Source organism: Stenotrophomonas maltophilia, assembly GCF_023518235.1.
GTDB lineage: Bacteria > Pseudomonadota > Gammaproteobacteria > Xanthomonadales > Xanthomonadaceae > Stenotrophomonas.
Genome location: NZ_CP090423.1, coordinates 4,252,040 through 4,266,472 on the forward strand (window position 1 = coordinate 4,252,040; position 14,433 = coordinate 4,266,472).

13 protein-coding genes are annotated in these 14,433 nt (G+C 68.0%); 9 read left to right on the forward strand and 4 right to left on the reverse strand.

The window, feature by feature from the left end:
- Nucleotides 1-5: 5 nt before the first annotated feature.
- Nucleotides 6-563: a flavin reductase family protein gene (locus LZ605_RS19740; protein ID WP_249843001.1), complete on the reverse strand. Its 558-nt coding sequence runs from the start codon at nt 561-563 to the stop codon at nt 6-8.
- Nucleotides 564-682: 119 nt separating this feature from the next.
- On the opposite strand from LZ605_RS19740, the gene LZ605_RS19745 reads away from it, so the two are divergent.
- The 3 genes from LZ605_RS19745 to LZ605_RS19755 are packed head-to-tail and all read left to right on the forward strand — an operon-like array spanning nt 683 to nt 2,842.
- Nucleotides 683-1,048: a BlaI/MecI/CopY family transcriptional regulator gene (locus tag LZ605_RS19745; RefSeq protein ID WP_249843002.1), complete on the forward strand. Its 366-nt coding sequence runs from the start codon at nt 683-685 to the stop codon at nt 1,046-1,048.
- Nucleotides 1,041-2,282 (forward strand): M56 family metallopeptidase, encoded by a 1,242-nt coding sequence (locus tag LZ605_RS19750; protein ID WP_249843003.1) that lies wholly within the window; start codon nt 1,041-1,043, stop codon nt 2,280-2,282. Before LZ605_RS19745 ends, LZ605_RS19750 begins: the two co-directional genes overlap by 8 nt.
- Entirely contained in the window at nt 2,279-2,842 is a 564-nt protein-coding gene (locus tag LZ605_RS19755; RefSeq protein WP_249843004.1) for a hypothetical protein, read from the forward strand. Before LZ605_RS19750 ends, LZ605_RS19755 begins: the two co-directional genes overlap by 4 nt.
- Nucleotides 2,843-2,877: 35 nt before the next feature.
- On the opposite strand, the gene LZ605_RS19760 is transcribed toward LZ605_RS19755, so the two are convergent.
- On the reverse strand, nt 2,878-3,678 hold the full coding sequence (locus tag LZ605_RS19760; RefSeq protein WP_249843005.1) for an MBL fold metallo-hydrolase: 801 nt from the start codon (nt 3,676-3,678) through the stop codon (nt 2,878-2,880).
- 11 nt (nt 3,679-3,689) lie between these two features.
- Entirely contained in the window at nt 3,690-4,508 is an 819-nt protein-coding gene (locus LZ605_RS19765; protein ID WP_249843006.1) for a S1/P1 nuclease, read from the reverse strand.
- 116 nt (nt 4,509-4,624) lie between these two features.
- Here LZ605_RS19765 and LZ605_RS19770 point away from each other — a divergent pair, with 116 nt between their 5' ends.
- Nucleotides 4,625-5,752 (forward strand): GGDEF domain-containing protein, encoded by a 1,128-nt coding sequence (locus LZ605_RS19770; RefSeq protein ID WP_249843007.1) that lies wholly within the window; start codon nt 4,625-4,627, stop codon nt 5,750-5,752.
- A 174-nt stretch (nt 5,753-5,926) separates the two neighbouring features.
- Here the strand turns inward: LZ605_RS19770 and LZ605_RS19775 are convergent, their stop codons facing one another.
- On the reverse strand, nt 5,927-6,556 hold the full coding sequence (locus LZ605_RS19775; RefSeq protein ID WP_249843008.1) for an OmpW/AlkL family protein: 630 nt from the start codon (nt 6,554-6,556) through the stop codon (nt 5,927-5,929).
- Between the two features lie 191 nt (nt 6,557-6,747).
- Between LZ605_RS19775 and gap the strand changes: the two genes are divergently transcribed.
- The 5 genes from gap to LZ605_RS19800 all read left to right on the forward strand — a co-directional run bounded on the left by gap (nt 6,748) and on the right by LZ605_RS19800 (nt 14,407).
- Nucleotides 6,748-7,752 carry a type I glyceraldehyde-3-phosphate dehydrogenase gene (gene gap, locus LZ605_RS19780; RefSeq protein ID WP_046984264.1) on the forward strand — a complete coding sequence of 335 codons (1,005 nt, stop codon included), beginning with the start codon at nt 6,748-6,750 and terminating at the stop codon, nt 7,750-7,752.
- Nucleotides 7,753-7,878: 126 nt separating this feature from the next.
- On the forward strand, nt 7,879-10,554 hold the full coding sequence (locus LZ605_RS19785) for a DUF2339 domain-containing protein (protein WP_249843009.1): 2,676 nt from the start codon (nt 7,879-7,881) through the stop codon (nt 10,552-10,554).
- A complete protein-coding gene (locus LZ605_RS19790; protein ID WP_249843010.1) occupies nt 10,551-11,927 on the forward strand; it encodes a DUF3999 domain-containing protein in 1,377 nt (458 codons plus the stop codon). The genes LZ605_RS19785 and LZ605_RS19790 overlap by 4 nt, the downstream gene beginning before the upstream one ends.
- 654 nt (nt 11,928-12,581) lie before the next feature.
- Nucleotides 12,582-13,757, forward strand: a complete 1,176-nt coding sequence (locus tag LZ605_RS19795; RefSeq protein ID WP_249843011.1) for a phosphoglycerate kinase — start codon at nt 12,582-12,584, stop codon at nt 13,755-13,757.
- Complete coding sequence (locus LZ605_RS19800) at nt 13,754-14,407, forward strand: HAD hydrolase-like protein (protein ID WP_107231691.1); 654 nt, start codon at nt 13,754-13,756, stop codon at nt 14,405-14,407. Before LZ605_RS19795 ends, LZ605_RS19800 begins: the two co-directional genes overlap by 4 nt.
- Nucleotides 14,408-14,433 lie beyond the last annotated feature (26 nt).

Genomic DNA, 14,433 nt, shown 5'->3' on the forward strand with positions numbered 1-14,433 from the left:
GGGCATTACAGCATGTCGGGCTTGAACCGCCGTCGACGCGAGACTTCCGCGCCGGACACCATGAACTGCCCATCGCCGCGGTAATGCACCGTGCGCGGCAGTTTCGGCCGCGGCGCAACGTGTGCACGCACGATTTCCCAGATGAACAGGTTGCTCGACGCCACCTGGCTGTCGTCGTAGAGGCGGCACTCGAAGCACGAATGGCACTGCCCGACCAGCGGCGCGCCGACCTCGCGAGCGGGCATCGCGTCCAGCCCGAAACGGGCGAACTTGTCGACCTCACGTCCGCTGCAGTTGCCGATGTCCACCACGGTATCGAGCAGTTCCACGCCGGGCACATTGATCACGCACTCGCCGCTGCCCCGGGCGAGTGTGAAGCTGTGGTTCTCGTGCCACAGGTAGGTGGCGACAAGCGACGGCGAGAAGCCCATCACCATGTGCCAGCCCATCGTCATCAGGTTGCGCTGGCCGCGCCAGGCGGTACTGACCAGCACGATCGGGCCGGGCTCGAGGAAGCGGCGGGCCTGCTCGACCGGGAATTCCTTCTTGGGCAGTGCTTTCATCCGGGGCCAGGGGCGGGAGGGACCGATGCTGGCGCAGCTGCGATGAACCCGGAGTCGAGGGGGCTTGACACTGGGTTCGATTACGCGCGTAATCGGGTTGTCGATTACGGATGTAAACCATGACACCGATCAGCGAAGCCGAAGCCGTTGTAATGGAGGTGCTGTGGCAGCAGGCACCGCGTAGCGCCGAAGACGTGGTGGCCGCGCTGGCCCACCGCGACTGGGCCGAGCCGACGATCAAGACTCTACTCAACCGCTTGCTGACCAAGGGCGCGATCGCCGCCGAGCGCGATGGCCGGCGCTATCTGTACCGGCCCCTGCTGCAGCGCCAGGCCTGGGTGGAGGCACAGAGCCAGGACTTCATCGGTCGTGTCTTCGAGGGCAGGGTGGCGCCGCTGGTGGCGCATTTCAGCGAGCGCGGCCAGCTCAGCGCGCAGGACATCGCCGAACTGAAGAAGCTGATCCAGGAGCTGGACCATGACTGAGCTGCTTGATGGACTGTGGCAGGGCAGCCTGTGGCTGGCGGTGGCTGCGCTGCTGCTGGCCGCGTTGCGCCCGTTGCTGGTACGGCTGGGCGGCGTCGCGCTGGCCTACCGCAGCTGGTGGCTGCTGCCGTTGCTGTTGGCGGCGCTGTTGCTGCCGCTGCCCGAGGTTGCGCTGCTGCAGCAGGTGCCGACGCTGCCGTTGACGGTGGTGCCGGGGGCTGCCGGCGGCCTCAGCGGGGAGTCGTTGCCGTGGGCTCGGCTGCTGTTGCTGGCATGGGCGCTGGGCGTGGGCATCAGCCTGTTGCGCGACCTGCGTGCGCAGCGCCGCTTCGAACGCAGCCTGGGCCTGCTGCACGCGCGCGCCGACGGTAGTTGGCAGGCCAGCGCTGATCCGGGCCTGCCCGCGCTGGTCGGCCTGTGGCGGCCACGCATCGTGGTCGGTCCGCAATTCGATCAGCAGTTCACCGCACAGGAGCAGAACCTGATCCTGCAGCACGAGCGCAGCCATCGCCGCAATGGCGATCACTGGGCCAACGGCGCCCTGCTGCTGGTGCGCGCAGTGTTCTGGTTCCACCCGCTTCTGCCATGGGCTGCACGCCGTTTCCTGCGCGATCAGGAACTGGCCTGTGATGCCCGCACCATTGCCCCGCAGCCTGCGCTGCGCGGCCTCTATGCCAGCACGCTGCTGAAGGCGCAGCTGGTCCATCCGGTTGCGCCCGCGGTCTGCCATTGGCGCAGCCAACCCGTGTTGAAGGAGCGTATCGCCATGTTGAAGCAGTCCAAGCGGAAGGCATTGCCGTGGGTGTCGGGTCAGGTACTGGTGGTCGGGTTATGCGCGGGAATGGCGGCGGTGGCGTGGGCCAGCCAGGGCGGTGCGGCGGCAGGTACCCGGATCGGTGTCGAGCCGTTCGAATACGCTGCAGAGGATGCGGCCAAGGCGGGGCTGGACAGTCCGATCCAGGTCGACAAGATGCCGCCGCCGTCCTATCCGAAGTCCGCCTTCGAGCAGAGCCAGGTGGGCGTGGTCAACCTGCGCATCGAGGTGGACGCACAGGGCCATCCGACCGATGTGCAGGTGCTCAGCGCAACCAATCCGGGGGTGTTCGATGCCGTCTCCATCGCCGCCGCGCGCAGCTGGACCTACCGACCGGCGCGGAAGAACGGCAAGCCGGTGGCCGGTGCCGTCCGCATTCCGATCACCTACGCCATGGATGAGACCGAGGAAACGAAGTGAGGCGGGCGCCGCTGTTGATGATGGCGGCGCTGCTGGTGGGGTGTGCAACCCAGGATCGCCTGACCACCGTCGATACCCGCAGCGAGAATGTCGGTCACCAGCGTCTGCGGCCCGATGCCGCAGGCGGCGCCGGCCAGATCCAGCCCTACACGCTGGCCGACAGCGAGGGCTACCGGATGCCGCAGTTGCATACGGCGCCTGATCCGGTGGTGGGCGAACGCGACCCGCGCACGGAACTGCCGCCGACCACGGTCTGCCTGCAGGTGGTGGTGAATGCGCAGGGCGACGTTGAACGCAGCATGCCGCTGAGCGACCGCAGCGAATGCCGTGCGGGCGCGAGGCCGGAGAATGCGCCCTTGCTGCAGGCCGCGCAGGAGGCGGTTGCGATGTGGCGGTACTCGTCCGCCGCGGTCTGCCACTTCGCAGCAGGCAAGGTGCCGGCCGATCGCGGCGACTGCCGCAGCGCCGAGCGGGTTGAGCCGGTCGCCGTCACCCTGCAGTACGCCTTCACCTTCGAGATCGTGAAGGGCCAGCATGTGGTGCGTACACAGGGCGGGTAGCGCCGTGCCATGCGCGGCGGGTGCAGCGGCGCGCGTCAGGCTCCGCCCTGGATGTTCGCTTTCACCGCCGGCTGCATCAGCGCCGGCTCGGCCAGCGTCGCATCGCGGGCCTGGCGTACGCTGACGAACTCCGCCTCGGCCACGCCGTCATGCACGTGGATGTTGTGCGCGCGCTGTTCGCCGATGGTGGTTTCGTTGGCGAACGCGCGGCCACCCGGGCCGTAGTCGTGGCAGACGAACACGCGGGTCGCATCGGGCAGGGCCAGCAGGCGCTGGATCGAGCGATACAGCTGCGCGGCGTCACCGCCCGGGAAGTCGCAGCGGGCGGTGCCACCGTCAGGCATGAACAGCGAGTCGCCGCTGAACAGGGCGTCGCCGATCAGGTAGGCAACGCTGTCGCTGGTATGCCCGGGCACGGCAATCACGCGCGCCTGCAGCTCGCCGAGGGCGAAGGTCTCGCCGTCGGCGAACAGGCGGTCGAAGATGTCATCGGCCGCAGGAAGCTGCAGGCCGTAGCGCGGTGCAAAGGTGGCCTGCACGGCGCGGATGCCTTCGCCGATGGCCAGCGCGGCCTGCGGGAAGCGCTGCTTGAGCCGACGCCCCGCCGACACATGGTCGGCGTGGGCGTGGGTTTCCAGCAGCCAGCGCAGCTGCAGGCCCTGCTGTTCGATGGCCTGCAGCAGGTCGCGCAGCGGTGATTCGCTGCTGGCGTCGGTGTCCGGGTCGTAGTCCAGGACCGGGTCGATCAGCGCCGCCTCGCCGCTGGCCGGGTCGCTGACCAGGTAGCTGAAGGTGTTGCTGTCACGGTGGAAGAACGACTGCACCTGGACTGACATGGGAACGCTCCTCAACGCGTGCCGAGCACGCGGTTCAGCAACTGCGCCAGGTTCTCGCCGGCCAGTCGCAGCTGCGCTTCGGCCAGCGGCCGGTAGCGCTCGGTGTACTCGTCACCGATTTTACGCGTGGCGGGATAAACGCCAGCCTGCATGGAAATGCGGCAGCTGGCCTCGGCCCAGGTCTGCGGGTCGCGCTGAGGGTTGGACTGGCGTGCCAGCTTCGGCGCGCGCAGGCCCTGCAGTACCGGCAGGTAGCCGTTGTCGTCCAGCTTGCGGGTGTTGAGCATGCCGCTGTCCCACAGCGAATGCAGGTTGGTGCCGCGGTTGCCGAACTGCAGCTGGAAATCATTGCCGCCCTTGTCATGGGCGTAGCCGGCATGCATCGGCTGGTGGATGTCGCCGACCAGGTGCACGACGAACTTCAGCGCCTGCAGGCGCTCGCCGTCGGTCAGGCTGCGGTCGCCGAGGATGGCGCTCTGTGCCTTCAATGCCTCGACGATGCAGTTGCCGTTCCTGCAGTGCTTGGGGGCTTCGTAATGGCAGTTGTCTTCGGCGATGTTGACGTAGTGCCAACCGGCCGAGCGACGGCCCAGGCCGGGGTCCTTGGCGCGCAGCTGATCGGCCCAGGGCGCGATGCTGGCCAGGGTGGCGTCGGGCTCGGTGGCCAGCAGGCGGTCCACTTCGGCGCGGGCGGTGGGGTTGAGGCGGGTGTCGGCGACTTCGGCGACAAGGCGGTGGCCTTGTGCGCCCCAGGCATGGGCCGGGGCGGAAGCGGACAGCAGGGCCGGCGCCAGGGCGGCGGCGAGGAACAGGGAGTGCAGGGCTTTCATGCGCACATTCTAGCGGCGGCCAGGCACTGGCGGCTTGATGGAGCCCGGCCGGTCGCCACGTCGCCTTGATGCTGTGGCCGCTACGGTAGCCCGGCCAAGGGGAGTGGGAGAGGGTGATGATCATCACGGACAGACGGGTCCAGGCAGGCCACCCCGAAGACGATGGGTTCGCCGCCGCGTTCAACGCCCAGGTCGTCTGGCGCATGCGCTGGGCCTGTGCCGTGGCCGGTGCCTTCTCGCTGGGCTTTGCCGTACTCGATTCCTACTGGTTGCCACCGGAGGTGCATGCGCCGGTACTGCGCTGGCGGCTGGGCGTGCTGTTGCCGACCCTGCTGCTGGGCGTGGCACTCACCTTCGTACCGGTGTTCCGTCGCCACCTGCAGTGGCTGGGCGGCAGCGTGGTGCTGGTCAGCGGCCTGGCGCTGGTGAGCATGATCTGGACCGCGCACCGTGCTGGCGTGAACTATCCCTATGAAGGCATCAGCCTGTTCCTGCTGTTGAACTACTTCCTGTGCGGGCTGCGCTTCGGCGTGGCGACGCTGACCGGAACCCTGATCGCGCTGGCCTTCGTGCTGGCCGAACTGCAGGTGGGCCGGCACTGGGCGCAGATGCTGCAGAGCGTGATGTTCGTGCTGGCCAGCAACCTGGCTGGCATTGTCGGCAGCTATATCTCCGAGCGGCAGGCGCGTGCGACCTGGCGTGCCGAGCAGCGTCTGGATGCGCTGGCCAACCATGATGGCCTGACCGGCCTGTTCAACCGGCGCGCCTTCGATCGCCACGCCCACCAGATATTCCAGCGTTACCTGCGCACGCCACATGCACGTGGCGCGTTGCGAATCGCGATGATCGACATCGACTACTTCAAGCGCTACAACGATCATCACGGGCATCCGGCGGGCGATACCGTGCTGCACGCGGTGGCGACGACCCTGGCCGCGCAGTTGCGCGGTAACGATTCGGTGGTGGCGCGCTATGGCGGCGAAGAGTTCGTGGCGCTGGGCCACTGGGTGCCCGGCGAGCCGGAGTCCGCACCTTTCGAGCAGTTGCGGCAGCAGGTGCAGGCGCTGGCGATCGCCCATGCCGATTCGGATGCGGCACCGGTGGTGAGCGTGAGCATCGGCGTCGCGCGCTGGCACGACGATGGCGGCGACACGCTGGAGCAGGCGTTGGCGCGTGCCGATGCAGCGCTGTACCGGGCCAAGGAAAGTGGCCGCAACCGGGTGGAAGTGGCGCCGGATCAATGACCGGCAACCAGCCCGCTCCGCGCTGTCGCGACGTCGCGCCCGGCGGTAGATCCCCCCACGCGTGGATGAGCCATCCCACCGGAAAAAAGGCCCCGGCAAACGCCGGGGCAACATGCTGCTAGGGTTCTGCGTAAAACGGTAGGCGGAAGCGGACCCCCGCCGTCAACACACCGCTTAGAACTTGAAGACGTAGGACGCGCCGTAGACCAGCGGATCGATGTTGACTGTTCCGATCTTCTCGCCGTTCAACTTCACCTTGCTGTCGATGTCGATCCAGCGCATGTCCACGCGCAGCGCGCCCTTCTCACCGATCGCGAAGTCCACGCCCGCATGCGCGGCCAGGCCCCACGAATCCTGCAGCTTCAGGCGGCTGTCCTTCAGCGCGCCGGTGGTGTCTTCGCTGAAGAAGGTCGTGTAGTTCACGCCTGCGCCGATGAACGGCGACACCTTGCCCTTGCTGTTGAAGTGGTACTGCACGGTCACCACCGGCGGCAGCTGCTTGGTGCTGCCGACGCGGCCCAGGCCGTTGATGTTGATGTCGTGCTTGAACGGCAGCGCCGCCAGCACTTCGATGCCAAGGTTGTCGGCGATGAAGTACTCGCCGGTGATGGTCGGCTTGACGTCGTTGTCGACGTCGACCTTCAGGGTGTGGCCGGCCAGCCAGCCATTGTTCGACTTCGGGGCCACCTGGTGCACGCCGGCCGAGACGGTCCAGTCGCCCTTGGACTGGGCCATGGCCGGGGCGGCGGCGAGCGACAGGGCGGCGGCCAGGCTGGCCACGATAAGGGAGGAGGTCTTGCGCATGGGGGTGATCTCGTTGCGGGGTGGATGGCGACAGTCTCGGCCTCACGCCGCGCTAACGCTTTGATCCGGATCAATTCCTGTCCGCCAGCCCGCCGCGCCGGGGGCTGGCCCACGGTGGCCAGCCCCGGTTTGCTAGACTTGTGGGCCCTATCCATCCCGCCGCACCCGTCGCGGCCGCAGGAGCTTGAGAAATGGCAATCAAGGTTGGTATCAACGGTTTCGGTCGCATCGGGCGTAACGTCCTGCGCTCGGCGGTGCTGAACTTCGGCGACGACATCGAAATCGTGGCCATCAACGATCTGCTCGAGCCGGACTACCTGGCGTACATGCTCAAGTACGACTCCGTGCACGGCCGCTTCAAGGCCGACGTGGCGGTGCAGGGCAACGACCTGCTGGTCAACGGCAAGAAGATCCGCCTGACCCAGGAACGCGACCCGGCCAACCTGAAGTGGAACGACGTGGACGTGGACGTGGTGATCGAATCCACCGGCCTGTTCCTGACCAAGGAGACCGCGCAGAAGCACATCGATGCCGGCGCGAAGAAGGTCATCATGTCGGCGCCGTCGAAGGACGACACTCCGATGTTCGTCTACGGCGTGAACGACAAGACCTACGCCGGCCAGGCCATCGTCTCCAATGCTTCGTGCACCACCAACTGCCTGGCACCGCTGGCCAAGGTCATCAATGACAAGTGGGGCATCAAGCGCGGCCTGATGACCACCGTGCACGCGGCCACCGCCACCCAGAAGACCGTCGATGGCCCGTCCAACAAGGACTGGCGCGGCGGTCGTGGCATCCTGGAAAACATCATTCCCTCCTCCACCGGTGCGGCCAAGGCCGTCGGCGTGGTCATTCCGGAACTGAACAAGAAGCTGACCGGCATGAGCTTCCGCGTTCCGACCTCGGACGTGTCGGTGGTCGACCTGACCGTCGAGCTGGAAAAGGAAGCCACCTATGCCGAGATCTGCGCTGAAGTGAAGGCGCAGAGCGAAGGCCCGCTGAAGGGCATCCTGGGCTACACCGAAGACAAGGTGGTGGCCACCGATTTCCGCGGTGAGACCTGCACCTCGGTGTTCGACGCCGAAGCCGGTATCGCCCTGGACGGCACCTTCGTCAAGCTGGTGACCTGGTACGACAACGAGTGGGGCTACTCGAACAAGTGCCTGGAAATGGCCAAGGTCGTCGCCGCCAAGTAAGGCCGGCCAGGATCGCAAACGAACCCCGGCCTGGCCGGGGTTCGTCGTTCATGGGGCCGGGCCTGTCGTAGCATGGGCCGGTCGACCGCCGCCGCTGGGGCGCGGGATCGCATTGGAAGGCATGCAATGGAAGCACTGATCGCCCTGGTTGTCCTGGTTCTGCTGGCCATTCCGCTGTTGCTGGTGGTGGCGCTGGTGATGATCGCCGGCCTGCGCCGCCGTGTTGCCGCGCTGGAAGGCGCGCTGGCCGCCGCACCGGCTTCCCGACCGGCCCCGGTCGCCGCCGCCGAGGGTGCGCCTGCACGGCCGGTGGTGACGCCTGTGGCCAGCGCTGATCCGCCTTTCCTGCGGCCCGCACCGACCGCAGCGCCACCGCCTGCGCAGCCGCCGGTGCCCGCAGCGCCTCCCGCCGACGTGCCCGCGCCGCGCCCGGTTGCACCGCCGCCGGTGCCGTTGGCCCCCGTCGCACCGCCGTTGCCGGCCGAACCGGCGCTGCCGAATTTGATCGAGCGTGGCATCGGCGCGGTCAAGCGCTGGTTCACCGAAGGCAACGTGCCGGTCAAGATCGGCATGCTGGTGCTGCTGGCCGGCGTCGCCGCGCTGCTGAAGTACGTCAGCGACCAGGGGTGGCTGGTGCTGCCGATCGAGCTGCGCCTGGCCGGCATCACCGCGGGTGCGCTGGGCCTGCTGGCATTCGGCTGGCATCAGCGGGAGCGCCGGCGCCTGTTCGCGCTGGCCCTGCAGGGCGGGGCCATCGGCGTGCTGCTGTTGACCATCTTTGCCGCGTTCAAGCGGTTTGAACTGCTCACGCCGGGGTTCGCCTTTGCCAGTTCAATTGCACTGGTGGCCGGGCTGTGCGTGCTGGCGGTGGTGCAGAATTCGCGCACGCTGGCGGTGCTTGGCATCCTGGCCGGTTTCATGGCGCCGTTGTGGTTGTCCACCGGCAGCGGCAATCACGTGGGATTGTTCAGCTATTACGCCGTGCTCAATGCCGGCATCTTCGCCATCGCCTGGTTCCGCCCGTGGCGCGCGCTGAACCTGCTGGGCTTCGCCTTCACCTTCGGCATCGGCACGTTCTGGGGCGTGCTGCAGTACGCGCCGGACAAGTTCGCCAGTACCGAACCGTTCCTGCTGCTGTTCTTCGCTTTCTACCTGCTGATCCCGCTGCTGTACGCGCGCCGGCAGCCGGCCGGGCGGCGCGATCTGGTCGACGGCAGCCTGGTGTTCGGCACGCCGCTGGTGGCGTTCTCGCTGCAGGCGGGGATGCTGCATGAGCAGCCGATGACGCTGGCGCTGTGCGCGCTGGGCCTGGCGGCGATCTACGCGGTGCTGGCACGGGCATTGATCGCACGCGCGTCGTACACCGTGCTGGCGCAGTCGCATGCGGTGCTGGCGGTCGGCTTTGCCACGCTGGCGGTGCCGCTGGCGTTGTCGGCGCGCGCCACCGGCGCGGTGTTCGCGCTGGAAGGCGCCGGCCTGGTCTGGCTGGGGCTGCGTCAGAAGCGCTGGCTGCCGCAGGTGGCCGGTGCGCTGCTGCAGATCGGCGCGGCGTTCGCCTTTGTTGCAGGCGCCGACCATTGGCTTGAAGATGCGCGCTTCCTGCTCAACCCAACGGCCATCGGAGCACTGTTGCTGGCTGTGGCCGGGTTCGCCTCGGCGTGGAGCTACCAGCGCAGGCCGCGCCATGAGGTCGCACTGGTCTACTACCTGTGGGGGCTGCTGTGGTGGCTGGGCGGGCTTGTCCACGAGATCTTCCGCTTCTTCCCGCACCGTGCCGAAGCCGATGCGCTGCTGGTGCTGGTGGCCGTCACCGCGTGGCTGGCCGCCGAGATGCAGCGCCGCCAGCCGGCGCGTGCGCTGGGCGTGACGGCGCTGGCGATGCTGGCGCTGGGCTTCCCGCTGGCCCTGATGCAGAGCGATGCGCACCAGCAGCCGTTCGCAAGTTACGGCGCGCTGGCCTGGGCCGTTTTCGCACTGCTGGGCGTGCGCACGCTGCTGTGCCTGCGCCAGGGCGGCGACACCGTGGCGCGCATTGCGCAGTTCCTGTGGTGGCTGCTGTGGCCATCGCTGCTTTCGCTGCTGGCGCTGTGGGGCGGTGGCGAGGCTGGCCTGGCGCAGGGCTGGACGACGCTGCTGATCACCCTGCCGTGGCTGCTGATGGCCGCGCTGTCGCTGTGGCGCTGGAGCGTACTGCGTTGGCCGCTGGGTGAAGCGTTCGACCGCGCGCGTACGCCCCTGCAGTGCGTGCTGTTCGGGCTGCTGTCGATCGGCTGGCTGTTCGGCCAGCTGTTGCCGGGCGATGCCGCTCCGCTGCTGTGGCTGCCGGTGCTGAACCCGGCCGAGGTCGGGCAGTGGCTGAGCCTGCTGCTGCTGGCGCGTTGGCTGTACAGCGGGCAGGCACCGCAGGCACTGTTGAACCTCCGCACGCCGCTGCTGGCACTGTCGGCGTTCGTCGCGCTGACCAGCCTGGTGCTGCATGGCGTGCATCAGTGGGGTGGCCTGTCGTGGAGCACATCGATGCTGCGCTTCAGCCTGGCGCAGACCAGCCTGACCGTACTGTGGAGCGTGCTTGGCGTGATCGCCTGGGTGTGGGGCTCGCGCCGCGGCCAGCGTGTGCTGTGGATGGTCGGCGCGGTGCTGATGGGCGTGGTGCTGGCCAAGCTGGTGCTTGTCGATCGTCAGCATCTGGGCAACCTGCTGGGCATCGCATCGTTCATCGCCTACGGCCTGCTGTGCACGGTCGTGGGCTATCTGGCACCGGCACCGCCCAGCGCGGCGCCGACCGTGGAGGAAACACAATGAAAACGTGGAGCAGGGCACTGCTGCCGGCGATGTTCGGCCTGCTGGCCGCTGTGGCTGCGCAGGCCGCCGAGTATCGAACGCAGTACGCCGAACAATGGCCGCTGACGCTGTCCAGCGCACAATCCGGTGCCTACCGTATCGTGCTGGAACCGGCGATCTACCGCCGTTCCGGTGCCGCTGACCTCGGCGATCTGCAGGTGTTCAACGCGGCCGGGCAGTCACTGCCTTCGGCGCTGCTGGCGCCGGACCAGCCGCTGGCGCAGCCGCCGGTGCAGCGCGAACTGCCCTGGTTCGCGCTGCCGCCGTTGGCCGAAGCGCAGCGCAACGATCTGCAGTTGCTGACCGAACGTGATACCGACGGCCGCGTGCGCCGCGTCGAGGCGCGCGTGGGTGCCGGCGTGGCTGCCAACGCGCAGGGCGGCTGGCTGATCGACGCCAGCGTGCTGGACAAGCAGCCGATGGCAGCGCTGGTGCTGGACTGGGCCGACAGTGGCCAGCCTCTGCAGGCGCAGGTGCAGCTTGACGCCAGCGACGACCTGCAGCACTGGCGTCCATTGGGCCGCGACATTCCGCTGGTGGATCTGCAGCGCGCCGGCAAGCGCCTGCTGCAGCGCCGCCTGCAGGTGGACGGTGAAGCGCGCTACCTGCGCGTGCTGGCACAGGGCGACGCACGTCTGCCGGCCCTGCGCAGCGTACTGGTTGAACTGCCACCGGCACCGGCCACGATTCCGTGGGAATGGCTGTCGCTGGAGCCGTCCGCGGCCGGCAAGGGCGAGTACACCTTCGAGATGGACGGACGCTTCCCGGTGGCACGTGCCGACGTGGCCAGCACCGACAACAGCCTGGTGCAGTGGACGCTGTTCAGCCGCGATGACCCGGGCGCGGAATGGCAGCGTCGCAGCGCGCCGTGGATTGCCTACCAGGTGCAGCAGGGAACGCAGGGCCAGCGCCAGCAGTCGGCCGCGCAGCCGTTGGGCGGCGTGTACCGGGACCGCTACTGGAAACTGGTGGCAAACCCGGCGGAGTCCGCGACCGCGCCGACCCTGCGCCTGGGCTACCAGCCGGAAGTGCTGGTGTTCCTGAGTCAGGGGGCCGCGCCCTACGCGTTGGCGGTGGGCAGTTCAACCGCGCGCCGCGCCGAAGCCCCGATCGGGGTACTGATCGAGGAACTGCGGCAGCGCAATGATCCGTCATGGCAACCGACACTGGCACGACTGGAGGGCAGCCCGGAGCCGCTGGCCGGCGATGCCGCGCTGAAGCCGCAGCATGACTGGAAGGCGTGGCTGCTATGGGCGCTGCTGGGCCTGGGCGTGCTGGTGGTGGGTGGCCTGGCACTCAGCCTGCTGAAGCAGAAGCCGTCGCCTTCGGCGTAGGTTCCGGCGAACGGCGCAGCCCCTCGTGGGTGGGCGGTTGGTCGCGTAAAGCAACAGCCGTGCTTGGCCGGGCGGGGTGGATTCGCGGGGGGACGCCGCAAGTACGTCCCTGTAGGCTTGGCCGCCGCATCCATGCGGCGGACACCCCCCGCGAACCCACCCCGCCCGGCCTCTGACAGTTTCCGGTTGCTTCCACCCACGGAAGAGAAAGAAGAAGAGCAAGAGCGGAAGCGGGTCGCTTCGCTCGACGGCCCTCGGGGTCAGATCCGTTCTCCGCAGGAAAACGGATCTGACCCCTTCCTTCTTCATCCGACACCACAAACTGCTCTTGCTCCTGCCTTTGCCATCCGCTCCACCGCAGGAACCTGTCGAGGCCGGGGCGGTGTGGGTTGGCAGGGGTGTCCGCGGCATGGATGCCGCGGCCAAGCCCCCAAGGACGGGTTTACGGCGTCCCCTGCCAGCCCACACCGCCCCGGCCCACCCACAGCATCATGAAGCGCCAGCGCTTCGGCTGTTGCGGTTGCCGTTGCCGTTGCAGTTGCCGTTGCCGTACGCCTCTGCCTGCCGCAGGCATCGGCCCTCCCACCACGCGCACCCGATACAATGGCGGTCTGCCGCATCCCGGCATCCCGTCCCTGAGCCAAAGAGTTGCCCATGTCCATCGTCCGCATGACCGACCTCGACCTCTCCGGCAAGCGCGTGCTGATCCGCCAGGATCTGAACGTGCCGATCGAGAATGGCCGCATCACTTCCGAACAGCGCATCACCGCTTCGCTGCCGACGCTCAAGCGCGCACTGGAGCAGGGCGCCGCGGTGATGGTCACCTCGCACCTGGGGCGCCCGAAGGAAGGCGTGTGGAGCGAAGCCGATTCGCTGGCCCCGGTCGCCGCCCGCCTGTCCGAGCTGCTCGGCCGCGAGGTTCCGCTGGTGCGTGACTGGGTTGACGGCGTGGACGTGCAGCCGGGCCAGCTGGTGCTGCTGGAAAACTGCCGCATGAACGTGGGCGAGGGCAAGGATGATGAAGCCCTGTCGAAGCAGTACGCCGCACTGTGCGATGTGTTCGTGATGGATGCCTTTGGTACCGCGCACCGCGCCCAGGCATCCACCCACGGCGTCATCCGCTTTGCCCCGGTGGCCGCCGGCGGCCCGCTGCTGATGGCCGAGCTGGATGCGCTGGCGCAGGCACTGGACGCGCCGGCCAAGCCGTTGCTGGCCATCGTGGCCGGCAGCAAGGTCAGCACCAAGCTGGAACTGCTGGCCAATCTGGTTGGCAAGGTCGATCAGCTGATTGTCGGCGGCGGCATCGCCAACACCTTCATCGCCGCCGCCGGCTACAACGTCGGCAAGTCGCTGTACGAACCGGACCTGCTGGATACTGCCAGGAAGATCGTGGCCGATGCCAAGGCGCGCGGCGCCGACATCCCGCTGCCGGTGGACGTGGTCACCGCCAAGCAGTTCCTGCCCGATGCCGCTGCCGAAGTGAAGGCGGTCGACGCCGTTGCCGAAGACGACCTGATCCTGGACATCGGCCCGCAGACCGCCGCGCAGTACGCGCAGCTGATCGAAAAGGCCGGCACTGTGGTCTGGAATGGCCCGGTCGGTGTGTTCGAGTTCGAAGCGTTCAGCAAGGGCACCGAAGCGCTGGCCCGCGCCATCGCCAGCTCGCCGGCATTTTCCATCGCTGGCGGTGGCGACACCCTGGCGGCGGTCGACAAGTTCGATATCGCCAAGGACGTCAGCTACATCTCCACTGGTGGTGGCGCGTTCCTGGAGTTCCTGGAAGGCAAGACCCTGCCGGCAGTGGCGGCACTGGAGGCGCGCGGCGCATGAGTGCCGACCCGCGCAGGGATGTCCTGTTCTTCGACCTGGACGGCACGCTGATCGATTCGCAGGTGGGCATCACCGCCTGCATCGCCTATGCGTTGCAGAAGATGGACCATCCAGTGCCGGCGCAGGACACGCTGCTGGGCTGGATCGGTCCGTCGCTGCGCACCACCTTCGCGCCGCTGTTTGGTGAACCGGCGCGTGTGGAGCAGGCGGTGGGCTATTACCGCGAGCGTTTCGACGCCGAAGGTTGGCGCGAGCACACCGTGTATCCGCAGATCGAAGACACCCTGCGCACACTGCATGGTCGCGGCCACCGCCTGGCGGTGGTCACGGCCAAGAACGAGCCGCACGCGCGCCGTATCCTCGCCCACCTGCCTTTTGGTGGGCTGTTCGAGGAGATCGTCGGTTCCACCCTGGACGGCTCACGCAGCCACAAGCCGGAACTGGTCGGTGAGGCGCTGCGCCGCCTGCGGGTGCAGCCGGCACAGTGCTGGATGATCGGCGACCGTCGCATGGACATCGAAGGCGCACGTCACCACGGCCTGCGCAGTGTCGGTGTGCTGTGGGGCTTTGGTGGCGAGGCCGAACTCACAGAAGCCGGTGCCGGCCAGCTGGCACGCGAGCCGGCGCAGCTGACGACGCTGCTGGCCTAACTTCCTGTAGAGCCGAGCCCATGCTC

What these genes read in the sequence shown, in the direction of transcription:
- LZ605_RS19775 (WP_249843008.1), bottom strand. Translation starts at nt 6,556, where the DNA reads ATGCGCAAGACCTCCTCCCTTATCGTGGCCAGCCTGGCCGCCGCCCTG.
- LZ605_RS19800 (WP_107231691.1), top strand. Translation starts at nt 13,754, where the DNA reads ATGAGTGCCGACCCGCGCAGGGATGTCCTGTTCTTCGACCTGGACGGC.
- LZ605_RS19770 (WP_249843007.1), top strand. Translation starts at nt 4,625, where the DNA reads ATGATCATCACGGACAGACGGGTCCAGGCAGGCCACCCCGAAGACGAT.
- LZ605_RS19765 (WP_249843006.1), bottom strand. Translation starts at nt 4,508, where the DNA reads ATGAAAGCCCTGCACTCCCTGTTCCTCGCCGCCGCCCTGGCGCCGGCC.
- LZ605_RS19740 (WP_249843001.1), bottom strand. Translation starts at nt 563, where the DNA reads ATGAAAGCACTGCCCAAGAAGGAATTCCCGGTCGAGCAGGCCCGCCGC.
- LZ605_RS19760 (WP_249843005.1), bottom strand. Translation starts at nt 3,678, where the DNA reads ATGTCAGTCCAGGTGCAGTCGTTCTTCCACCGTGACAGCAACACCTTC.
- LZ605_RS19750 (WP_249843003.1), top strand. Translation starts at nt 1,041, where the DNA reads ATGACTGAGCTGCTTGATGGACTGTGGCAGGGCAGCCTGTGGCTGGCG.
- LZ605_RS19790 (WP_249843010.1), top strand. Translation starts at nt 10,551, where the DNA reads ATGAAAACGTGGAGCAGGGCACTGCTGCCGGCGATGTTCGGCCTGCTG.
- LZ605_RS19785 (WP_249843009.1), top strand. Translation starts at nt 7,879, where the DNA reads ATGGAAGCACTGATCGCCCTGGTTGTCCTGGTTCTGCTGGCCATTCCG.
- gap (WP_046984264.1), top strand. Translation starts at nt 6,748, where the DNA reads ATGGCAATCAAGGTTGGTATCAACGGTTTCGGTCGCATCGGGCGTAAC.
- LZ605_RS19745 (WP_249843002.1), top strand. Translation starts at nt 683, where the DNA reads ATGACACCGATCAGCGAAGCCGAAGCCGTTGTAATGGAGGTGCTGTGG.
- LZ605_RS19795 (WP_249843011.1), top strand. Translation starts at nt 12,582, where the DNA reads ATGTCCATCGTCCGCATGACCGACCTCGACCTCTCCGGCAAGCGCGTG.